The sequence below is a fragment of the Deinococcus hopiensis KR-140 genome, from assembly GCF_900176165.1.
Classification (GTDB): Bacteria; Deinococcota; Deinococci; order Deinococcales; family Deinococcaceae; genus Deinococcus; species Deinococcus hopiensis.
On sequence record NZ_FWWU01000009.1, the window covers coordinates 1,051,209 to 1,069,497 of the forward strand.

Here is an 18,289-nt window from a genome sequence, read left to right on the forward strand (position 1 = left end):
GGAGAACCCATGACCCTGCCCGCGCCCTTCGCTCCGGAGGTTCTCGACCTGCGCCGCGCCACGGAGACCGAGTACCGAGAGTTGTATGCCTTTGCGGAAGCCATCCGCCAGGAACGCTCGCCTGACGATCCTCCAGTAACGTTCGGGGCGTTTCAGGCCCAGTTCGCCGCCATTCCGGACTTCGCGGAGGTGTGGGCGTGGCGGGTCCGCGACCGCGAGCAGCTGGTCGCCTTTGCCACATGCGTGGTGCTGAACCTGGACCACAACCGGCACGTGGCGGACGTGTCGGTGGAGGTGCTTGCCTCCTACCGCCGCCGGGGGCTGGGGCGCGCCCTGTTCACGGCAACTGTAGACGCGGTGGAGGCCTGTGGCCGGACGCTGCTGCTGCTGAACACCAATGACCGCATTCCCAGTGGCGTGCGGGCGCTGGAGCGGGTGGGCGCCGAGTCGGGACTGGCGCAGCACGTCAATCAGCTCGTGCTCGCGGAGCTGGCCCCAGACCTCCTGGACCGCTGGCTTGCGCGGGGGGCCGAACGGGCCGGGGCCTATGGGCTCATGGTGATCGACGGCCTGTATCCCGAGGAGCACTTCCCCGCCCTGGTGGACCTGATGGCGGAAAACAACACCATTCCGCGCGGCGACCTGCAGCTGGAGGACTGGAAGACCGACGAGGAGATGTTGCGGACCATGAACGCCCAACACGCGGCTTCGGGGCGGCGTCGCCTGCTCGTGGCGGCCCAGCACCGCGACACCGGGCGGCTGGACGGATACTCGGAACTCGGCTGGCACCCCGACCGGCCCGCCATCGTGAGCCAGGGGGGAACGGTGGTCCGTCCCGAAACGCGCGGGCTGGGCCTCGGGCGTTTGCTGAAGGCCGAGAACCTGCGGCTCCTGCTGGCCGAGAACCCCGGAGCGCGCTTTGTGCGGACCACAAACGCCGACACGAACGCCGCCATGCTGAGCATCAACGCCGAGCTGGGCTTCCGGCCCTACCAGGCCACCACCATGTGGCAGCTGCCGCTGGACCGGGCGCAGACCTACCTGCGGGCCGCCGTAGCCGGGGTGTAGCGGAGCGGGACTCCCCTTCCCCCGCCAATTTCGCCCGCGCTGCCTGCCTGAGCGGGCGCTACACTTCGGCCCGTGACCCCGCCCTCCGGTCTGCCCGCCCGCGTCCGCGTGACCACCCCGCCCCTGCCCCTGGCCCCGGCCCTCGCCAGGGCCGCGGCCCGGCTCTGCCCTGAAGCCCCGCAGGAAGTCACGGGCGCGGCCCTCGCCATCGCGGGCGGCTCGGTGATCGGCGCGGCCCTGCGCTGGACAGGTGGCGGGGCGCTGGGCGTAGACACCGGCTGGCGCGGGCGCGGCATTGAGGAGGCGCTGGGGGAGGCGTTGGGGAACGAGGGCTGAAGGGAGGTCGCAGGAGGTCTGGCCGGAACAAAGGGCGTTTTGCTTTCGTCTTACCTAACGCCCGTTTGGTAGCCTGAACCCATGACCACCCTGACCACCGCCGCCGAAGCGGGCATGGCCTTTGCCCTGTCGAGCGATCAGCGCATGATCGTGCAGCACGTCCGTGAGTACGCCCGCGCCGAGATCGCTCCCAAGGCTGCGGAGTATGACCGCAGCGGTGAGTTTCCCCAGGAGCAGTTGCGCGGCCTGGCCGAGATGGGCCTGTTGGGCGCGACGGTGCCGGAAGCGTGGGATGGGGCGGGCCTGGACTCGGTGACCTACGCCCTGTGTCTGGAGGAAATCGCGGCGGCGGACGCGAGCGTGGCCGTGATCGTCTCCGTGCAAAATGGTCTGCCCGAGCAGATGATCTTGAAGTACGGCACCGACATGCAGCGCGAGAAATACCTCAAACCTCTGGCACGCGGCGAGAAGATCGGGGCCTTTTGCCTCACCGAGAGCAGCGCGGGCAGTGACGCCGCCAGCCTACGCCTGAAGGCCGAGCGGGACGGAGACGGCTGGGTCCTGAACGGCTCCAAAGCCTGGATCACGTCGGGTGGGCAAGCCGAGACGTACCTCGTTATGGCCCGGACGGGTGGCTCCGGAGCGCGCGGCGTGTCGTGCTTTATCGTCGAAAAGGGAATGCCGGGCCTGAGCTTTGGCCGGCCCGAGGAGAAGATGGGCCTGCACGCCGCCCATACCACCACCGTTACCTTCGACGGCGTGCGGGTGCCGGACGAGAACCGGGTGGGCGAGGAAGGCCAGGGCTTGATTGTGGCCCTCGCCAGTCTGGATGCGGGGCGCATCGGAATTGCCATGCAGGCCCTTGGGATTGCCCGCGCCGCGCTGGAACACGCCGCCCGCTACGCCGCTGAGCGCGAGCAGTTCGGCAAGAAGCTCCGCGAGTTCGAGGGCGTGTCGTTCAAGGTGGCGCGCATGGCCGCCCGCATCGAGTCGGCCCGGCTGGTGGCGCTGAAGGCCGCGTGGCTCAAGGACCAGGGGCAGCCCTATGGGAAGGAGGCCAGCATGGCGAAGCTGCTGGCCTCCGAGGCCGCCGTGGACGTGACGCGGGACGCCATCCAGATTTTCGGAGGCAACGGCTACAGCCGCGAGTACCCGGTGGAACGGCTGTACCGTGACGCCAAAGTGACGGAGATTTACGAGGGAACCTCGGAGATTCAGCAGCTGGTAATCAGCCGGGCCGTGTTTGCCGAGTACGGGGAGTAGGGGTTGGGAGCTTGTGGAGCAGGAAGGGGTTTGTCGCTGCGCTGGGGGGGCCGGAGGGAGATTGGTTTTGCCCCGGCTGCGTTCCCCGCTGGAGCATTTGTCAAAAAGGAGACTTCTTTTTGACTGCGCCCGGCGAGCGAACTTGAATGCCCACAGGGGAGAATGGGACGCCGTGAGGGCTGCCCTTCCGCGCGGCGCCCCATTCTCCCCTGTGCTCGAGAAGGCGCGGCGGTGGGCCGCGTTCAGGTGGACAGGCCCCCGCGCTGCGCAGCAGCGCGGGCCTGGCGAAGCCAGGGGTGAGGGCCACAGCCCGGAGGGAAGGGGCAATCCAGAGGACTCACCCTCACTCCACAGCTTCCAGCGCCCCCTGCAGCCCCGCCAGCATCTCCTCCATCTCCCCGTCCGTGACGCTCAGAGGCGGTCCGAGCAGGAGGTGATCGCCGCGGGTGCCGTCCACCGCGCCGGTGCCCGGGTACGTGATGAGGCCCCGCTCCATCGCCGCCCGGGCCACCCGTTCAGCGGTGCCGGGTGTAGGGAAGGCCTCGCCCGTGGTCGGATCGCCCAGCACCAGCCCGAGCAGGAGGCCTTGGCCGCGCGCTTCCAGCACGTTGGGGTGCCGCTCTTGCAGTGCGCGCAGGCCGGCCAGCAGCTTCTCGCCCTGCGCGTGTGCCCGCTCGGTGAGGTTCTCGCCCTGCACGATATCCAGCACAGCGAGGCCCGCCGCCACGCTGACCGGGTGGCCCGCGTAGGTGAAGCCGTGCTTGAAGGCTCCCGAGCCGTTCATCACCGTGTCGTAAATCTCAGGGCTGACCGCCAGTCCGGCCAGGGGTGCGTATCCGGCGGCGAGGCCCTTGCCCAGCACCACGATGTCGGGCGTCACGTCGTCTTGCAGCCGCACGGCCAGCGGGGAGCCACAGCGGCCCATCCCGCTCATCACCTCGTCGGCCACGAATAAGACGCCGTACTTTCGGCAGATCTCGGCAATCCGGGCGTGGTAGCCAGGATTCGGCGACAGGGCGGCGTCCGACGCGCCCACGACCGGCTCAGCGATGAATGCGGCCACCGTCTGCGGCCCCGCTTCCTCCAGCACCGCGCGCAGGCGTTCAGCGTCCTCCTCACCGGACAACCTGGGATCGGGCTTGGGCATCTTTGGCCAGGCGGTTTCGTTCAGCAGTGGTGAGTAGATCGCCCGGCGTGCGCCCATCCCTGAGGCGGCGAGTGCGCCGAGGGAGGCCCCGTGGTAACTCGGCACCCGCGTGATCACCTTGTACCGCTCCGACTCGCCCCGTTCCACGTGGTATTGCCGCGCGAGCTTGATGGCGCTCTCGTTGGCCTCCGAGCCGCCCGACACGGCCCAGAAGCGGAAGCCAGGCAGATTGAGAAACCGCATCAGCCGCGCGGCGTACTCCTCCAGCACAGGCGAGGTGAACTGCGAGCCGTGGACGAAGGGCAGTTCTCGCGCTTGCCGCGCCATCGCCTCCGCCACGTCTGCCCGTCCATGCCCGATATTCGCGACCAGCGCTCCCGAGCAGCCGTCGAGGTAGCGGCGGCCCCCGGCGTCGAACAGGTACACCCCCTCCCCGCGCACCGCGGTGGGGTAGGGCTTGTGGGAACGGTAGAAGACGTTGGACATGGGAAAACTCCTGGGAAGGGTGGTGGGGTGGTGTGGCCGTGGCCGTCCTGCCGCCTGGGGCCTGCGCCGCAGCTGTGGCCGTCTGGGTGAAAATCCCCTGCGCGGTGCGGTCGCCGGCCCTCGCGTGAAGGGGCGCGCCGCCAAGGTGATGCAGCAGAATGTAGATGTTGCCGCCGTTGTGCGGGTTGGAGCAGAAATCCGAAATCCACGGTCCCCACGGTGTTGGTCATCATCACCGCCCGCATCCGGCGCAGGAGCGGGGATATACCGCCACGTACCCGTCCGCCTTATCGGCTCTGACGTCTGTGCCGGAGCGTGTTCTTTCCCCCGGTTCCGACGGGAGGTCCGTGGGTGTGTAGCAGTCGTGTCCAGCGGAACGCCTGGGCCCACGGTGGGACAGCCGAATATCCACCTCCGGGTGCTTGCGGTGCCGCTCGGCCACCACTTCAAGGTCTGCGCAGTTCAGGCGTCGTGGGTCACCTCCTGGGAATCGGCATAGGCTGGCAGGGTCAGCCAGTCTTCCAGCGGCGGCGAGCCCTGGCCAAGATCGGGGAAGGGGAGGCGTTCACTGGACGCGGCGCGCGGTGCTCGGCCATGGTCCGGCCCGGGCAGCACCTCCCAGCGCGCGAGGCCCAGTTCCGGCAGGGCAAAGGCCGAGGCCAGGTCCACCAGCGAGAAGGGCTTGCGGCAGATCATGCGCGTCTGGCGCGTTGAGCGCATGTGTCAAAGTGCGGACTTCTTTTTGACCGGGCCCGGTGAGCGAGCCGGAATGCGCATGGCGGAGAATGGCGCCGTGAGGGGTGCCCTTCCACGCGCCGCGCCATTCGGACAACTGCGCTCGGCCCTCCAGCGCCCGCGCGCAGGAGACGTTGGCTGGACCACCCCGAAAGCGCTTGCCCACGGCTGCCCCAAAGGCTGGGGCGGACCGCCAACGGTTGAAGGCCCGCTCACCACGTGTCGCCCCCTCCGGGAGGCGGCCACGCCCCCAGTGCCTGCCGCACCGTCACCACTTGACCGAAGTGGTGGGCGGTGTGTAGGGCGAAGTCCGCCAGCAGTTCCCCGATGGTCTCGTCGTGGTTGACGGGGTTGGAGAGGTCCGGGCGGGCGGTGTGGGTGTCCACGCGCGCCAGCAACTCGTAGAACTCGGCCCGGACGCGGCCCCAGTCCTCCGCCGCTGCGGCAGGCCAGGTGTCCGCCGCGTGCTTGGGGTAGGGCATGGCCTGCCCGCCCTCGATCACGTCCAGCATCCAGCGGTTCCACCAGTTGACGTGCGCGACGAGTTCGGCGACAGAGTGGGGCAGATGTTCGGGCCGCTGCGCCGCCACCTCAGCATCCAAGCCGCTGAGGGACGCCTCCACGCCCACGAACGCCTGCCCGCCCCGAAACAGCTTGGGCAGCAACCGGGCAAAGGCGAGCTGTGCCCGTTCATTTCGGTCCTGTTGGGAGTCAGTCATACGGCCAGTTTCGCAGAAGGAGGGGTTTGGTTACCTTGCGGGGAGGATGAAGAGCCTCCCCGAGATCAAGACGGTGCGTGAACTGGGCCTTTCGCTGCGCGCAGCGGCAGACGTCAGCGAAGTGCTGGGCGCAGCCTACGGGCTGGACGGCCTGCTCCTGACCGAACCGGACCTGTCGCCCGAGTTCTTCCGCCTGAGCAGCGGCCTGGCGGGCGAGGCGTTCCAGAAGTTCACCAATTACCGCCTGCGCGTGGCGCTTGTGCTGCCGGACTTCGCGGCGCATGGCGAGCGTTTCGCGGAGTTGGCGCGGGAACACGCCCGCCACCCGCTGATTCGCTTTGTCCACACGGAGGAAGAAGGGCGGAGGTGGTTGGAGGCCGGCCAGTAAGGGGAGAACAGGTTTGGCCCTTGGGTCCTCCGCCCTCCGCATCAATACTTCTGCGCCACCGTCTTCGTCTGGAGGAACCAGAACAGGTAATCCGGGCCGCCCACCTTGGCGTTCGTGCCGCTCATGCCGTAGCCGCCAAAGGCGTGGGTGCCGGACAGTGCGCCCGTGCATTTGCGGTTCACGTACAAGTTGCCCACATGGATGAGGCGGCGGGCCTCATTGATCTTCATGGGGTCCCGGCTGTAGAAGGCGGCGGTCAGGCCATATTCCGAGTCGTTGGCGAGTTCGATGGCGTGTCGCCAGTCGCGCGCCTTCGTGAAGCTCAGCACCGGCCCGAAGATTTCTTCCTGGAAAAGGGGGTCACGCGGGTCCACATCCGCGAAGATGGTGGGCTGCACGTAGCCGCCCTCGCGGTCCCCGTTCTGCGCCCGCTCGCCGCCAAGGACGAGGCGGGCGGTGCCCTTGCCCCTCTCCACGTATTCCATGATCCGCTTGGCACTGCCCTCGTGAATCACCGGGCCGAGGGCAGCGTTTTCCTCGGGGAGGCCCACCTTGATTTCACCCGCGAGTGTGGCAACCTTCTCCAGCAGCTCGTCATATACGCTCTCTTCGGCGATCACGCGGCTGCACGCGGAGCACTTCTGTCCCGAGTACCCGAAGGCGGCCTGCACGATGCCCCGCGCCGCATCGTCGAGGTCGGCGTCGGCGCAGACCACCGTGGGGTCCTTGCCGCCCATCTCGGCCATCACGCGCTTGAGCCAGCGCTGGCCAGGCTGCACCTTCGCGGCGCGCTCCATGATGCGGCAGCCGATCTCCTTGGAGCCGGTAAAGGCGATCATGCGGATGTCCTTGTGGTCCACGAGCGGATCGCCCAGCACGTCGTCGGGCCCCGTCAGGAACTGGATCACGTTGCGGGGAAGTCCCGCCTCGAACAGCAGTTCCACCAGCAGGAGGCTACTCAGCGGCGTCTCGCTGGCAGGTTTCCACACCACCGTGTTGCCCGCCGCGATGGCTCCCAGCGCCATGCCCAGCGGAATGGCCGCCGGAAAGTTCCAGGGGCTGATCACGGCCACCACGCCGACCGGCTCATACACCGTCGTGACGTGTTCGTCGGGCATGGGATAGACGGGCTTGCCCTGGGCCCACTTCAGCGCCTCGCGCGCGAAGACCTCGAAATGGTCCACGCACTCGGCCACCTCGCCGTCGGCCTCGGCCCAGTTCTTGGCGTTTTCCAGGCCCATCACGGCGTTGAGCTCCATGCGCCGGGCGCGCAGCAGTTCGGCGGCCCGCTTGAAGATCGTCGCGCGCTGCATGGGATCCGAAAAACGCCACTCCCCGAAGGCCTGCTTGGCTGCAGAAATGGCCTGCTCCAGTTGCTCCGGCGTCGCCTTGGGAAAGTGCCAGGCCACCTCGCGCGTATCCGCCGGGTTGCGAACTGCAAACGTTTCGCCGCCCTCTACCCGCTGCCCGCCGATGTACAGGGGGAAGGCTTTGCCGAGGAACTTCCCGCGGACCGTGCGGTAGGCCTCGCGCTGCTTCGCCGCGATTTCTTCCTGCCCGAAGTTGAAATACGGCTCGTGTTCAAAGGGGAGGAACCCCTCCATCAGTGTGCCCGTCATGTCTGGCCTCCTTAGAATTAAGGGGAGGCTAACACGGGGTCCGAAGGCCCTGCAAATGCGCTGTCAAGCGCAAAAAATGGTTGTTGGAGGGGTGGCGGGTGGAGGGCTTGTTCACCCCAAAACCTTACAGATGTAAGGCCTCTTTCTGGGCCCACAGTGCAGCTCCAATCAGGCCTGCGTCCGCCCCCAGTTCGGCATGAACGGCTTCCGGTTGGTAGCGGGCTGGAAAGTGGGCGAGGGCGGCCCGAAGCTGGGCGAGATAACCGGGACGCAGGCCCACGCTGCCGCCCAGCGCCACGCGGGTCACGCCCAGCAGGGCGGCCACATCCGCGGTTTTCCAGGCGACGAGGGCGGCGGAGTGGTTTTCGGCGGCGGCGGCCACCGCGTCTCCCGCATCCGCTGCGTCACACAGGGCGCGGGCGTCGGTGAAGCCGAGTGTCTGCGCCCGCTTGCCCAGGGCCGTGCCGCTCGTCTCGAATTCCAGCGGTCCGAGGGGCCCGAGGGGAGGCACTTCCGTTCCCGCATGCCATACGGTGGGGACGCTGACAAAGCCCAGCTCGGCGTCCAGCCCGTTGGCGGCGAGGTGCAGCCGCCCACCCAGTACAAGGCCCGCCCCGAGTCCCGTACTGACCGTCACAAACATGAATTCCGTCGTTCCGCGCCCCGCACCCGCCGCGAACTCGCCCCATGCGGCGGCGCGGGCGTCGTTGAGTGCCGAGCAGGGCAGTCCCAGCTCTTCCGAGAGCCGTGCGGCGAGGGGAATACCGGTCCAGCCGGGGAAGGTGTGCGCCGCCGTTGCGGTCACCCGTCCTCCAGCCACCGCTCCGGCGCAGGCCACGCCTACAGCCAACGCCCCCGCTGTCAGTGGGCGGGCGAGGTCCAGGGCGGCTCGCAGCACGGCCTCCGGGGCAGCGGGTCTCGGCGTCCGCACTTCCCGCCGCTCGGTGATGCGCCCACCCTCCACCCGCGCGGCGCGCATGGACGTTCCCCCAATATCGAGGGCGAGGAGGGGAGAGGCCGCCGGGAGCGAAGCTGAGGTCACGCTCCCTGTTCTACCGCCCCAGGCTACTGCGCGGCCTGCACTTGTCCGCCCCGTCCCACCTTCCAGCGCACGCCTACTCCGCGCGTCACGTAGGTGTTGGCGAGCCCGGGATCCTGCATCCCGTCGAAGGTCAGCGCCGCCCCATTGTCGCGGCCCACTTCCAAGGGCACGCGCCACGTCTGCCCAGGGGCAAGGCGCGCCTGTTCGGCGCAGCCGCCCACCTGAAGGCAGACGCGCAGGCCGATCAGGGCCTTGCCGCTGCGGTTTTCCACCTCCAGGTCTGTAGGTGGCAGAAAGGTGGCGTAGGCCCACGCTCCCAGTCCCAGCAGGCTGAGGACCAGGGCAGCGGGCAGAAACAGACGCGGAAGCAACATGGGCAAAAGTGTGCCCTTTCACTCAATGAGGAATCATCCGCCTTTAGGCGGAGTCGAGGTGTCCATCTGGCCCACCCCGCCGGACCTGCTCGGCGTGCCAGGCGCGGAAGGTCAGATACGCAGGGTTGACGGGGTCGTTCCCGCCGTCGGCCGTGAAGCCCAAGAGGGTCGCCGGTGACCCCACCGCCAGGTGCAGAGTCGCCGCCCCTCTTGCTCAAGGACCGTTCGCGGCTGAAACCCACCTGCACCACTTTGCCATGCCCGCACCAGGCCGCGAAGTCGCGCAAAGGCGCTTTCTGAAAGAAGTGTTGGCTGCCTTCGGGGAGGCCGGTTCCCACTCCCATCCTTTACAGGGCGTGCGGCCCCCTCTTCAAGGCGGGCAGAGCGCCTGGAACGGGATTCGGGATCATATCCCAAGTGGTGGCTGTCCTTGGGCCGATTGACATCGCCATGGGCCCTGTCGGTCACGGCCGTGTGCAGGCCGTCAAGCGCCCCTGGTCGCTGGTGGGCCGGGTCTCGCCTCTGAAATGAAGGAGGGTTCCGGCTGACAACACGCTGCCGAAGCCGCGGCGGAGCGAGATCCCAATCTCTGCTCTGGGCTACGCCTTTGGGCTCCAACCCGGAGGTGAAGGAAAGGCCGTCGTCCGGGTCTCCCTCTTCTGCGAACCGAAGCCACAGCGTGTACTGCTGGAGGAAGCGCGCATCACCGACAAAGCCGCTGAATTCGCCGTACTGCTTCTCCGCACCGTATTGGCGCATGTGTCAAAGTGCGGACTTCTTTTTGACTGAGCCCGGCGAGCGCACTTGAATGCGCGTGGGGGAGAAGGGCGCCGTGAGGGGTGCCCCTCCACGCGCGGCGCCTTCCGGTCGACTGCTCCAAGTCCACATCCGCCGGGTCTGTGGGTCACCGGCGCGGTGGACGCGAACCCAGGAGGAGCCGAACGCTTCGTAAGGATTCCGGTGAATCCGTGATGAAATAACGGGCCAACCCCAACGGACGTGCAACGCGGCGCAGCAGAGCGGCCAGGAAAAAGGTGGCCGAGAGGCGTGGAATCACCGAAGCGGAGGGGATAGAACGGATGATCCGGCTTCCGGATCATCCGCCCGCACCTGCCCCTGAAACAGCCAGTCTTGCCCTTCTGGAGCGGTGCGGCCGCACGTCCAGCCGCACGATCTCGAAATAGGAGTGATGGTGTTGGACGCGTGCCTCAGCCCTCCCGCACCCGCAGCGGAAACACGCCTGTGAACAGCCGGGGCCAGGCCAGATGCGGCTCACCCAGTTCCAGGGTCAGCGCCCGGCCCGCAAAGTGCCGCGCCCACAGGTCCTGAATCCTTGGCGCGATGATCTGGCGCAAGTGGGCCTCTGCCGCTCCCCGCTGCTCCGCCAAATCGAACGGGCTGGGGTTGTCCAGCCGTCCCCGCACCTCTGCCCGGGCGAACGCCTGATACAGCGCGTCGTCGACGAAGCGGGCGAACAGGGCCTCGGCATGGTCTGCCGGACGCTGCGCCAGCGGGGCGAGCTTACCAAAGGCCACGGCCGAGCCGAGCGTATTGCCCGCCGTGTTCCAGGCCGCATATCCGGCGAGGTCCGCCAGGGGCAGCGCCTGCATGAGCGTCCACAACCGCCGCTCGCTCCCGTTGGGATAGGCGATGTCGGCCAGAGTGACTGTGCGCCCCGCCGCCAGATCGTCCCGCATCCGGTCCACAAAGGCGGGGAGGTGGCGGTGCGGGGTATCTACTGTGGCGAAGTCGGGCTGGAAACTTGCTTGGCGGATTCCCGGGGTGTTGACGGCCAGGACGAAATCGGCTTCACCGGGAGAATCGGCCAGTACGCAGCCGGCCGCCCGGAGGTGCGCCCGCACGAGTTCTCCAGCGGGGCGGTCCTCGTAGATCAGTTCGGCCCCTGCGCCCAGCGTGCCGGAGTACGTGACCCAGGCCTGCACCCGCTGGGGGCGCAGCGCCTGTGCGATCAGGGCGCAGGGCACCTCGTCCGCACCGGGGTATACGTCCAGCCGGTCCCATACGCCCAGTTCGTCCGCGCGGGCTTCCAGCATCCGGCGGTCAAAGGCGGCGAGGCCATACGGGGTGGTGTCGTCCAACGTCAGGCACAGCTGCGTCAGCGTGCCGCTCGCCAGCAGGTCCAGTGCGGTGAGGTGCAGGGCGCGGTTGCGCTCGCGGGTGCCTACCCAGTCGGCCAACACTTCGGGGGGCAGGGCGACGCGGGCGGCCTCCAGGGTGGGGTGCTCTGCGGCCCCATGTCGGGCGTGGCGATCAAAGGCCGTGGAGTAGGTCCGCAGCGCAGCGCCCCACTCGCCGTAATAGGGCTTTTCCTCGTGTGGGTCGTTGTCGTGGGCCACCCGAACAATCACGCCGAAGGCGTAGATGCGGAGCTTCGGGTTCAGCGCTCGCGCCTCCCGCAGCACATCAAGGCGCTCCAGCACCACGTTCAGCGAATCGGACACCCGCCGCGCAGGAATCATGCCCCCCAGGGTCAGTGTTTCCAGACAGACCACCAGGGCGCCGGCCTCCTGCGCTTCGTCGAGCAACCATGCGCGCAGCACGGCCGTATCGCCGGGCGTAAAGAAGTGGGGTAGGGCCTCCGGCGGCGGCACACGGACTTCCGCCCCCGTCATCCGCGCGAGTTGGGCAGGGTGCTCCAGCGTGGGTGGGCGCGTATCGGGTGGGATAAGCAGCAGGCGGGTCATACAGTCAGTCTGGCAAAAAGAACTTCAACACGGCGTCGCGCATCCCCCGACTCGTGTAGTGCCCCACGCCGGGAAAAATCTGTTCCTGAAAAGCCTCCGGGCATCCAGCCCGCGCATAGGTTTCGCGGTAGGCCGCAGCGGTGAGAACGTGGTGGGCGTTCAGCGGAAACGTCGGGTCACTGTCGCCGCTCGCCAGCAAAAGGGGCGTGGGCGGCGCGTCTTTCGCGTGTGTGATGGGACGGTGTTGCTCCAGAAAGGCGCGTAATTCGGGCACCCGCACTTCGGGTTCCTGCCACACGCCGGAAGTGATGAGCGCGGCGGCACGTACCACCCGTTTCTCCGTCCGGGCCAGCGTTTGCGCGACGTAGCCTCCCATGCTCGAACCCACAGTGGAGACGGGAACGGAGCCAAACAGGTCTGCGAGGGCATTCAGCAACGCCGGGGCCTCGGCCACCGTGCGCCGCACGCTTTCCCAGACGTACTCGCGGGCGTTTAATCCGTGGGGAGCATCCGCGGTCCGCTCGCCGTGCAGCGCCGCGTCCGGAATGACCACGGCCCAGCCCTTCGCCGTCAGCCCCGAGTACGCGCCCAGCTTGCCCTCCTTGGCGGCCCAGGCCCCGTGGTAGACGAGGCAGATGGCCCGCACGTCCGCCACCGCGGCAGGGCGCTCGATCAGCAGGGGCACTCCGGCCGGCGCCCGGCGCTCAATCAGGTAGGGCGTCTCCCCGTACATGGGCGTGGCGTGGGGATCGGCAGGATTAAAGCTGCGTTCGGCAGTCACGGGTACACCTCCAGGCGTTCGGCCCGGCCGCTGGGCTCCAGCCTCCGCACGTCGGGGTTGCCGAGGGCGGCCCAGCCCTCGAAGTCCAGGCCGAGCGCGAGGGCCATCAGGTTGCCGTGCGTGAGCACCACCGTGAGTCCGCTCCGGTCGCTGGCCTCCTCCAGCGCAGCGAGGATGCGTGCCCGCGCCACCTGACCCGACTCGCCGCCGGGCAGGGCAAGCGCGGGATCGGCAAAGCTGGCACGCAGGTGCGTCCGCCAATCAGCGAGGTTCACGCCGCTCAGCACCCGCTCCGTCAGCCGCTCATCCGTTTCGATCTTCAACCCCAGCCGCTCGGCCAGTGGCCGCGCCGTTTCTACCGCCCGCGTCCACGGACTGCTCACGATGCGGGTAACGCCCCGATGTGCCAGCGCTTGCGCCAGCTGCGCCGCCCCCAGTTCTCCCTGAGCAGTAAGGGGCGCGTCGGGGGCCTGCCCAGCGGCCCTGGCATGGCGGACGAGGAGGAGCGGGCCATTCACACTTTCTCCTCCGGTACGGCGATGTTGCGGATCAGACGCATCTGGCCCCGGTAGCCGGCCTCATCTTTCATGACGTGAAACCAGGCCCGGTGGTGGGTGTTACCGAAGTCCGGAACCGTGAGGTGCGGGGCGGGCCAGGCGCCGCCCTTTGTTGGCAGCGTGGAGGGGGCTTTTGCCCAGGCCGTTTCCAACCCGTGCGGATACGGGTCCAGCGGCTGCCCGCGCACCGGCTCGCCCTCCTCGCCCAGGGTCGGCCAGGCGCGGTAGGGCGTGAACCCGGGCACGTCCCGTTCGTCGCGGCCCTTGAAGGAGGGGTGCTGATCCTCCTGTTCCACCGCCGCGATGCGCGCCAGCAGCATGCCGGTGGAATTGCGGGAACGGGGCGGCGTGGCGCCGAGCCGCTCTACCGTGAGGTCCCCATCCGCATGCAGGGCGGTGCGCGTGTAGGTCGGCACGTCCACCAGCGCCCCGATGTGCGGCGTGAAGGGGGCCTCCGGCGCAATGCCGTACCAGCGCGTCTTGTCCTCGGTCCGGCCTGGCTGGGTGAGGGTCATGGGGAGAGGTTACACATTCCCGCCCCATCGCCGCATCTCCCGCTGCAGGGCCGCCACATCCACCGCCCGCACGTCTGCGCCGTGGTCCCGCGCGGCCCACGCTGCCGCGATGCCCGCCGCCTCGCCCATCGTGTGGCAGTTCTGCTGTACCCGAATGGCCGACTGTGCCTCAAACGTGCTGCTCGCCGCCCGGCCCGGCACAAGGACGTTTCGGAGCGTGGCCGGAATCAGCGCCCGGTACGGAATTTCGTGGTAGGCGTCGGGGGCAAAGTAGGGTGCGGTGCCCTCGCGCTCGTGCAGTAGGCGCGCGCCTCCTTTGACGGAGTGAATATCCACCGGGTAGTGGTTGCGGCAGATGGAATCGGAAAAGCGGCGGCAGTCCAAAATGTCGTCCAGCGTCAGCGTGTAGTCGCCTTTGACGCGCCGCGTCTCACGCACGCCCACCATTGGGGCCACCGTGCCGATATACGCCCGCTCGCAGCCAGGCAGGAAGGTGCGGCAGAAGTCGGTCAGTCGGTCAATGGCCGCTCGCCCGTCCGTCTGCGCCGCCGAGAGGTGCCAGGGGTCCGCGCCGTCGTTGAGATCTGCCCGGATGCGCGGGCAGTTGAAGCTGATCTCGCCGGGACGCCCCGGCACGCTGAAGCCCTGGAAATAGTCGCCGTCGCGCTCCTCCAGCACGCCCGCCGCCACAGCTTCGCGGAACAGCGGCTCCAGGCTCGATTTTTTTCCCCACACCATCCAGAAGTGCAGGAAGTCGGGTGAGCTCTGCCCCTGACCGTTGGCGTTCAGAAACTCGGCCAGTTGCCCGGTATCCACCCCCGCCAACGAGAAGCGCAGGCTCATGGCCTGATGCACGCCGTCCTCGTCCCCGGCGTGGAAGGGCGCTCCGGCGCGCACCGCCACATCGGCGTCGCCCGTGGCATCGATGATGACCCCAGCGCAGAAGGCCTGCAGCCCACCTTTGTTGTGGAGAATGAGCGCGGAGAGGTGTGTTCTTTCGCTTTCTCCTGCGAAGCTGTGCCCGTTTGCGCTCGGCTCTGTGCCCTCTGCCGCCAACGTCGCAACGACGTGCGTGTGGTACAGCACCTCGCCGCCCGCCTCCAGCAGCATCTGCTCCAGTACCGTTTTCATGCCCTCGGGATTGAACCAGTTGTCGTTACCGCCGGGGTCCGTCGCGCCGTCGCCCCGCGCGTGCAGTCGGGCCTTGAGTTCGTCCGTCAGGCCCCGGTTGAGGTTCTGCCCTCCGGAGACGTTCCGCATCAGCGGCGTCACCCAGGCGTTCGTGCCCGTGCCGCCCAGGCTGCCCAGCGCCTCCACGACGAGGACCCGCGCTCCGGCCCGCGCCGCCGCAATTCCAGCGATGGCTCCGGCCGTGCCACCTCCCGCAACGATGACTTCCCAGGTTCGGGGTGCGGTGACGTAGGAGAGGGTCATTTGAGCGTGACCGTACCTGCCGGTGCCACGGCACGCGGCAGGGCCAGGAGGGCCAGTCGAAGGGATGTCCAGTTCATGCTTCTTTCCCTCTCAGGTAAAACCTCAGCGCGCCCTGCGTCAGCCAGTCAAAGCCGTCCGGCTGCGTCTCGAAGCGGCGGCAAAGTTCGGCCAGCGCGAGCCACTCGTGCCCGCCCGCTCCGTCGCCCCGCTGCGTCAACTCGCCCGCAGCCCGCACGCGGAAGAAAAAGCCCACACTGTCTACCGGACCGCGGGTGGTCTGGTACACGAAAGAGGGGGTCAGGCACTCCACCTCTCCGCCCGGTGCGTCGTTCGCCGTGCGGTTTGTTCCGTCCAGCAGTTGCGTGACCTTGAGGCCCGTTTCCTCCCGTACTTCGCGCTTCAGGGCGTCCAAAATCCCCTCGTAGGGTTCCAGTTGTCCGCCCGGAAACTCCAGCCGCTGGGGCTGGCCACGCTTCTGACGGCGTTGAAGCAGCACCTCGGTGCCCTGCGGGGTCTCGCGTTCAATAATGGCGCGGGCGTTGACGTAGAAGGTGGTTTTCTTACGAAGCATGGCGGCCATTTGACGCTGACCTTGCCCCAGGATTTGCCGTTGACAATGATCTCAAAGGGGTGGTGCGGGCGGGGGCGCCGGGATCGGTGTAGGTGGGGGTCTTTCGTATGGAGGCGGCGGGGCAGGCGAGACCGGCGCGCCGGAAAACCTTCTGCGTCGCGCTGGGCCGAAGTTGACGCGCTGTCCGCCCAGGCACACCCAGGTGCTGATCCTTCGCCATGCAGTTCCCGACGACTCGCAAGGCGGTGGCCACCTCTTCGGTAGACGTGACGCTGGCCGGGAAGGAGACGTCCACCAGGTACATCGGCCTGGTCTTTTCGGACGGCTCCGCGGGTTGAGAACAAGCCGCCAGAGGCAGAACGAGGGTGAGTGCCGTCAGAAATCTGCTCATACGCTTATCCTTTCACCCCCTTGACTTTTGCCGCAGCTGCCTCACCCCTTCACTGCCCCCTCGATGCCCTTCATGAAGTAGCGCTGCCCGAAGGCGAAGATCACCAGAATGGGCAGCACGGTGATCACGGCCCCCGCCATCACCGCCCGCGAGTTGGTGGAGAAATTGCCCGACAGCTCCAGCAGCCCCGCCGAGAGCGGCATCAGTTCCTTGTCGCGCAGCACAATTCGCGCCCACAAAAATGAGTTCCAGTACGCCACGAACTCCAGAATCGCAAAGGCCACGATGGTGGGCAGCGCCAGCGGCAGCATGATGCGGCGCCAGATGGTCAGCTCTTTTGCGCCGTCGATGCGCGCGGCCTCGATCAGTTCGGTGGGCACGCCCAGATACGCCTGGCGCAGCAGGAACAGCCCGACGATGCTGGCGATGCCCGGCATCACCACGGCGGCATACTGCGCCAGCACGTTGAGAATGGGGTTTTCCTGCCGCAAAAACCCCAGCTTGACGGTGGTGATGTAGTTGACGATCAAGCCCGCCTCGTTGGGCAGCACCATCAACATCAAGATGGCGTAGAAGATCAGGTCCCGGCCCGGAAAGCGCATCTTGGCGAGCGGATAGGCGGCCAGCGCCGCCAGCGTAACGGTTAGGGTCACGCCCAGCGTGCAGATGACGACGCTGTTCAGGATCAACCGCCAGAAGGGCACCGTGGTGCCGGAAAAGACCTCGCGGTAATTTTTCAGGCTGACGCCGCTGGGCAGCAGTTTGGCGCTGTAGATGTTGCCGGTGGGCTCCACGCTCGTGATCAGCGTCCAGTAGAAGGGATAGAGCATGATCAATGCGATCACGATCAGGACCGCGTAGGCGAAGAAATTGGCGACGCGGTCCCGCTGCCGCCGCTGCGCGCGGAGTCGGGCCGACGCGAGGGCCGTTTCCTCACGGCTGACGGCAGGAGAGGCCGACGTTTTAAGCATCGGCCCGCCCTCCCCGCGTCAGCCGAAAGTTGATCAGGCCGAAAATGATGCTGATAACCGCGATAATCAGGCCGCCTGCCGCGGCGAGGCCATACTGGAAGTCCACAAAGGCGCGGGAATAGGTGTAGAAGAGCGCGGTGTACGTGCTGCCTGCCGGCCCGCCCTGGGTCATCACGTAGATCTCGTCGAACACCTTCAGGGCGCTGATGGTGGACAGCAGGCTGCACACCAGGACCGTGGGGCGCAGCCCCGGCAGCGTGACGTGCGCGAAGACCTGCCAGCGCGTCGCGCCGTCGATCACGGCGGCTTCCTCCAGCTCTCGGCCGATGGCCTGAAGGCCCGCCAGATACAGCACCATGTAGTAGCCGATGCCCTTCCACAGCGTCACGAACATCACGGCGTACAGGGCGGTGAGGGGGTTGTTCAGCAGACTGCCCTTCTGGTGCAGCCCCAGCGCCCCCAGCACGGTATTCACGGGCCCTTCCTGCTGGTACAGCCAGTTCCACATCAGGCCCACGATGGCGAAGCTGGTCACCACGGGTACGTAATACACGGTGCGGAAAAAGCCAATGCCCCTCAGCGGCCGGTTGACCAGCATGGCGACGGCGATACTCAGAAACTGGATCACCGGCACCACCAGGATGTACTTCAGGCTGTTGCGCAGGCCGGACCAGAACTGCTCGTCGGCGGCGAGTTCGCGGAAATTGTCCAGGCCCACCCACTGCGGCGGCGAGAGGATGTTGTACTTCGTGAAGGCCAGGTACGTGCCGAAAAACACCGGCCAGGTGTGGTAGGTCACGAGCAGGATCAGAAACGGCAGCATAAAGGCGTAGGCGAGCAGCGTGTTGCGGGCCGTCACCTGTGCGCCCGTGCCGCCCTTCTCATGTTCTTCCCGGCGCGAAGCGCGCCGCGACTTTGTGGTCATGCCCGGCAGTCTACGCAGCCGGGCGGACCAGGGGGATGAACGTTGGGGGACAGGCGCCCAATGTCAAACGGTCTGAGGCTCTGGCCGCTTTGCGGTTCCTGAATCTTTTCCCCTCTCCGCGCATGGGAGAGGGCCTTGCGAAAGCTTGCGGTGACCGGCCCAGACCGGAGGGAGGGGGCATCCCCCAGCAAGGAAACCGGCCTCCCGTGTGGAGACCGGTTTCACGCACCTGCGCTGCTGCACCGCCCTTCGCGCATCTGTC

19 protein-coding genes are annotated in these 18,289 nt (G+C 67.5%); 4 read left to right on the plus strand and 15 right to left on the minus strand.

Features of this window, described 5'->3' with window-relative positions; all coding sequences use genetic code 11:
• The first annotated feature begins 9 nt into the window (after positions 1–9).
• The 3 genes from B9A95_RS18650 to B9A95_RS18660 all read left to right on the plus strand — a co-directional run bounded on the left by B9A95_RS18650 (position 10) and on the right by B9A95_RS18660 (position 2,667).
• Positions 10–1,068: a GNAT family N-acetyltransferase gene (locus tag B9A95_RS18650; protein ID WP_170928709.1), complete on the plus strand. Its 1,059-nt coding sequence runs from the start codon at positions 10–12 to the stop codon at positions 1,066–1,068.
• A gap of 72 nt (positions 1,069–1,140) precedes the next feature.
• A complete protein-coding gene (locus B9A95_RS18655) occupies positions 1,141–1,404 on the plus strand; it encodes a hypothetical protein (RefSeq protein WP_170928710.1) in 264 nt (87 codons plus the stop codon).
• 81 nt (positions 1,405–1,485) lie between these two features.
• Positions 1,486–2,667 carry an acyl-CoA dehydrogenase gene (locus B9A95_RS18660; protein WP_084048667.1) on the plus strand — a complete coding sequence of 394 codons (1,182 nt, stop codon included), beginning with the start codon at positions 1,486–1,488 and terminating at the stop codon, positions 2,665–2,667.
• A 343-nt stretch (positions 2,668–3,010) separates the two neighbouring features.
• Here B9A95_RS18660 and B9A95_RS18665 read toward each other — a convergent pair whose 3' ends face one another.
• The 3 genes from B9A95_RS18665 to B9A95_RS18675 form a co-directional block, all read right to left on the minus strand.
• Positions 3,011–4,300 carry an aminotransferase family protein gene (locus B9A95_RS18665; protein WP_084048668.1) on the minus strand — a complete coding sequence of 430 codons (1,290 nt, stop codon included), beginning with the start codon at positions 4,298–4,300 and terminating at the stop codon, positions 3,011–3,013.
• A 462-nt stretch (positions 4,301–4,762) separates the two neighbouring features.
• Positions 4,763–5,020: a hypothetical protein gene (locus B9A95_RS18670; RefSeq protein ID WP_084048669.1), complete on the minus strand. Its 258-nt coding sequence runs from the start codon at positions 5,018–5,020 to the stop codon at positions 4,763–4,765.
• Positions 5,021–5,247: 227 nt separating this feature from the next.
• A complete protein-coding gene (locus B9A95_RS18675) occupies positions 5,248–5,754 on the minus strand; it encodes a DinB family protein (RefSeq protein ID WP_084048670.1) in 507 nt (168 codons plus the stop codon).
• A 46-nt stretch (positions 5,755–5,800) separates the two neighbouring features.
• Between B9A95_RS18675 and B9A95_RS18680 the strand changes: the two genes are divergently transcribed.
• On the plus strand, positions 5,801–6,142 hold the full coding sequence (locus B9A95_RS18680; protein ID WP_084048671.1) for a DUF4180 domain-containing protein: 342 nt from the start codon (positions 5,801–5,803) through the stop codon (positions 6,140–6,142).
• Between the two features lie 41 nt (positions 6,143–6,183).
• On the opposite strand, the gene B9A95_RS18685 is transcribed toward B9A95_RS18680, so the two are convergent.
• The 12 genes from B9A95_RS18685 to B9A95_RS18730 all read right to left on the minus strand — a co-directional run bounded on the left by B9A95_RS18685 (position 6,184) and on the right by B9A95_RS18730 (position 18,027).
• Positions 6,184–7,761, minus strand: a complete 1,578-nt coding sequence (locus B9A95_RS18685) for an L-glutamate gamma-semialdehyde dehydrogenase (protein WP_084048672.1) — start codon at positions 7,759–7,761, stop codon at positions 6,184–6,186.
• 124 nt (positions 7,762–7,885) lie between these two features.
• On the minus strand, positions 7,886–8,803 hold the full coding sequence (locus B9A95_RS18690) for an ROK family protein (protein ID WP_281255881.1): 918 nt from the start codon (positions 8,801–8,803) through the stop codon (positions 7,886–7,888).
• A gap of 23 nt (positions 8,804–8,826) precedes the next feature.
• Positions 8,827–9,177 carry a hypothetical protein gene (locus B9A95_RS32480; RefSeq protein WP_139806881.1) on the minus strand — a complete coding sequence of 117 codons (351 nt, stop codon included), beginning with the start codon at positions 9,175–9,177 and terminating at the stop codon, positions 8,827–8,829.
• A 43-nt stretch (positions 9,178–9,220) separates the two neighbouring features.
• Positions 9,221–9,361 carry a hypothetical protein gene (locus B9A95_RS33945; protein ID WP_170928711.1) on the minus strand — a complete coding sequence of 47 codons (141 nt, stop codon included), beginning with the start codon at positions 9,359–9,361 and terminating at the stop codon, positions 9,221–9,223.
• 1,024 nt (positions 9,362–10,385) lie between these two features.
• Positions 10,386–11,882: a DUF4127 family protein gene (locus B9A95_RS18695; RefSeq protein ID WP_084048673.1), complete on the minus strand. Its 1,497-nt coding sequence runs from the start codon at positions 11,880–11,882 to the stop codon at positions 10,386–10,388.
• A gap of 4 nt (positions 11,883–11,886) precedes the next feature.
• Positions 11,887–12,663 (minus strand): alpha/beta hydrolase family protein, encoded by a 777-nt coding sequence (locus B9A95_RS18700; RefSeq protein ID WP_084048674.1) that lies wholly within the window; start codon positions 12,661–12,663, stop codon positions 11,887–11,889.
• Positions 12,660–13,181, minus strand: coding sequence for a histidine phosphatase family protein (locus tag B9A95_RS18705; RefSeq protein ID WP_084048675.1), 522 nt, complete (start codon positions 13,179–13,181; stop codon positions 12,660–12,662). The genes B9A95_RS18700 and B9A95_RS18705 overlap by 4 nt, the downstream gene beginning before the upstream one ends.
• A complete protein-coding gene (locus tag B9A95_RS18710) occupies positions 13,178–13,735 on the minus strand; it encodes a DUF664 domain-containing protein (protein WP_139806882.1) in 558 nt (185 codons plus the stop codon). The genes B9A95_RS18705 and B9A95_RS18710 overlap by 4 nt, the downstream gene beginning before the upstream one ends.
• 9 nt (positions 13,736–13,744) lie before the next feature.
• Positions 13,745–15,169, minus strand: a complete 1,425-nt coding sequence (locus B9A95_RS18715) for an FAD-dependent oxidoreductase (protein ID WP_084048677.1) — start codon at positions 15,167–15,169, stop codon at positions 13,745–13,747.
• Between the two features lie 73 nt (positions 15,170–15,242).
• Positions 15,243–15,740 (minus strand): NUDIX domain-containing protein, encoded by a 498-nt coding sequence (locus tag B9A95_RS18720; RefSeq protein WP_170928712.1) that lies wholly within the window; start codon positions 15,738–15,740, stop codon positions 15,243–15,245.
• 432 nt (positions 15,741–16,172) lie between these two features.
• Positions 16,173–17,102: a carbohydrate ABC transporter permease gene (locus tag B9A95_RS18725; RefSeq protein WP_084048679.1), complete on the minus strand. Its 930-nt coding sequence runs from the start codon at positions 17,100–17,102 to the stop codon at positions 16,173–16,175.
• Positions 17,095–18,027, minus strand: coding sequence for a carbohydrate ABC transporter permease (locus B9A95_RS18730; protein WP_084048680.1), 933 nt, complete (start codon positions 18,025–18,027; stop codon positions 17,095–17,097). The genes B9A95_RS18725 and B9A95_RS18730 overlap by 8 nt, the downstream gene beginning before the upstream one ends.
• Positions 18,028–18,289 lie beyond the last annotated feature (262 nt).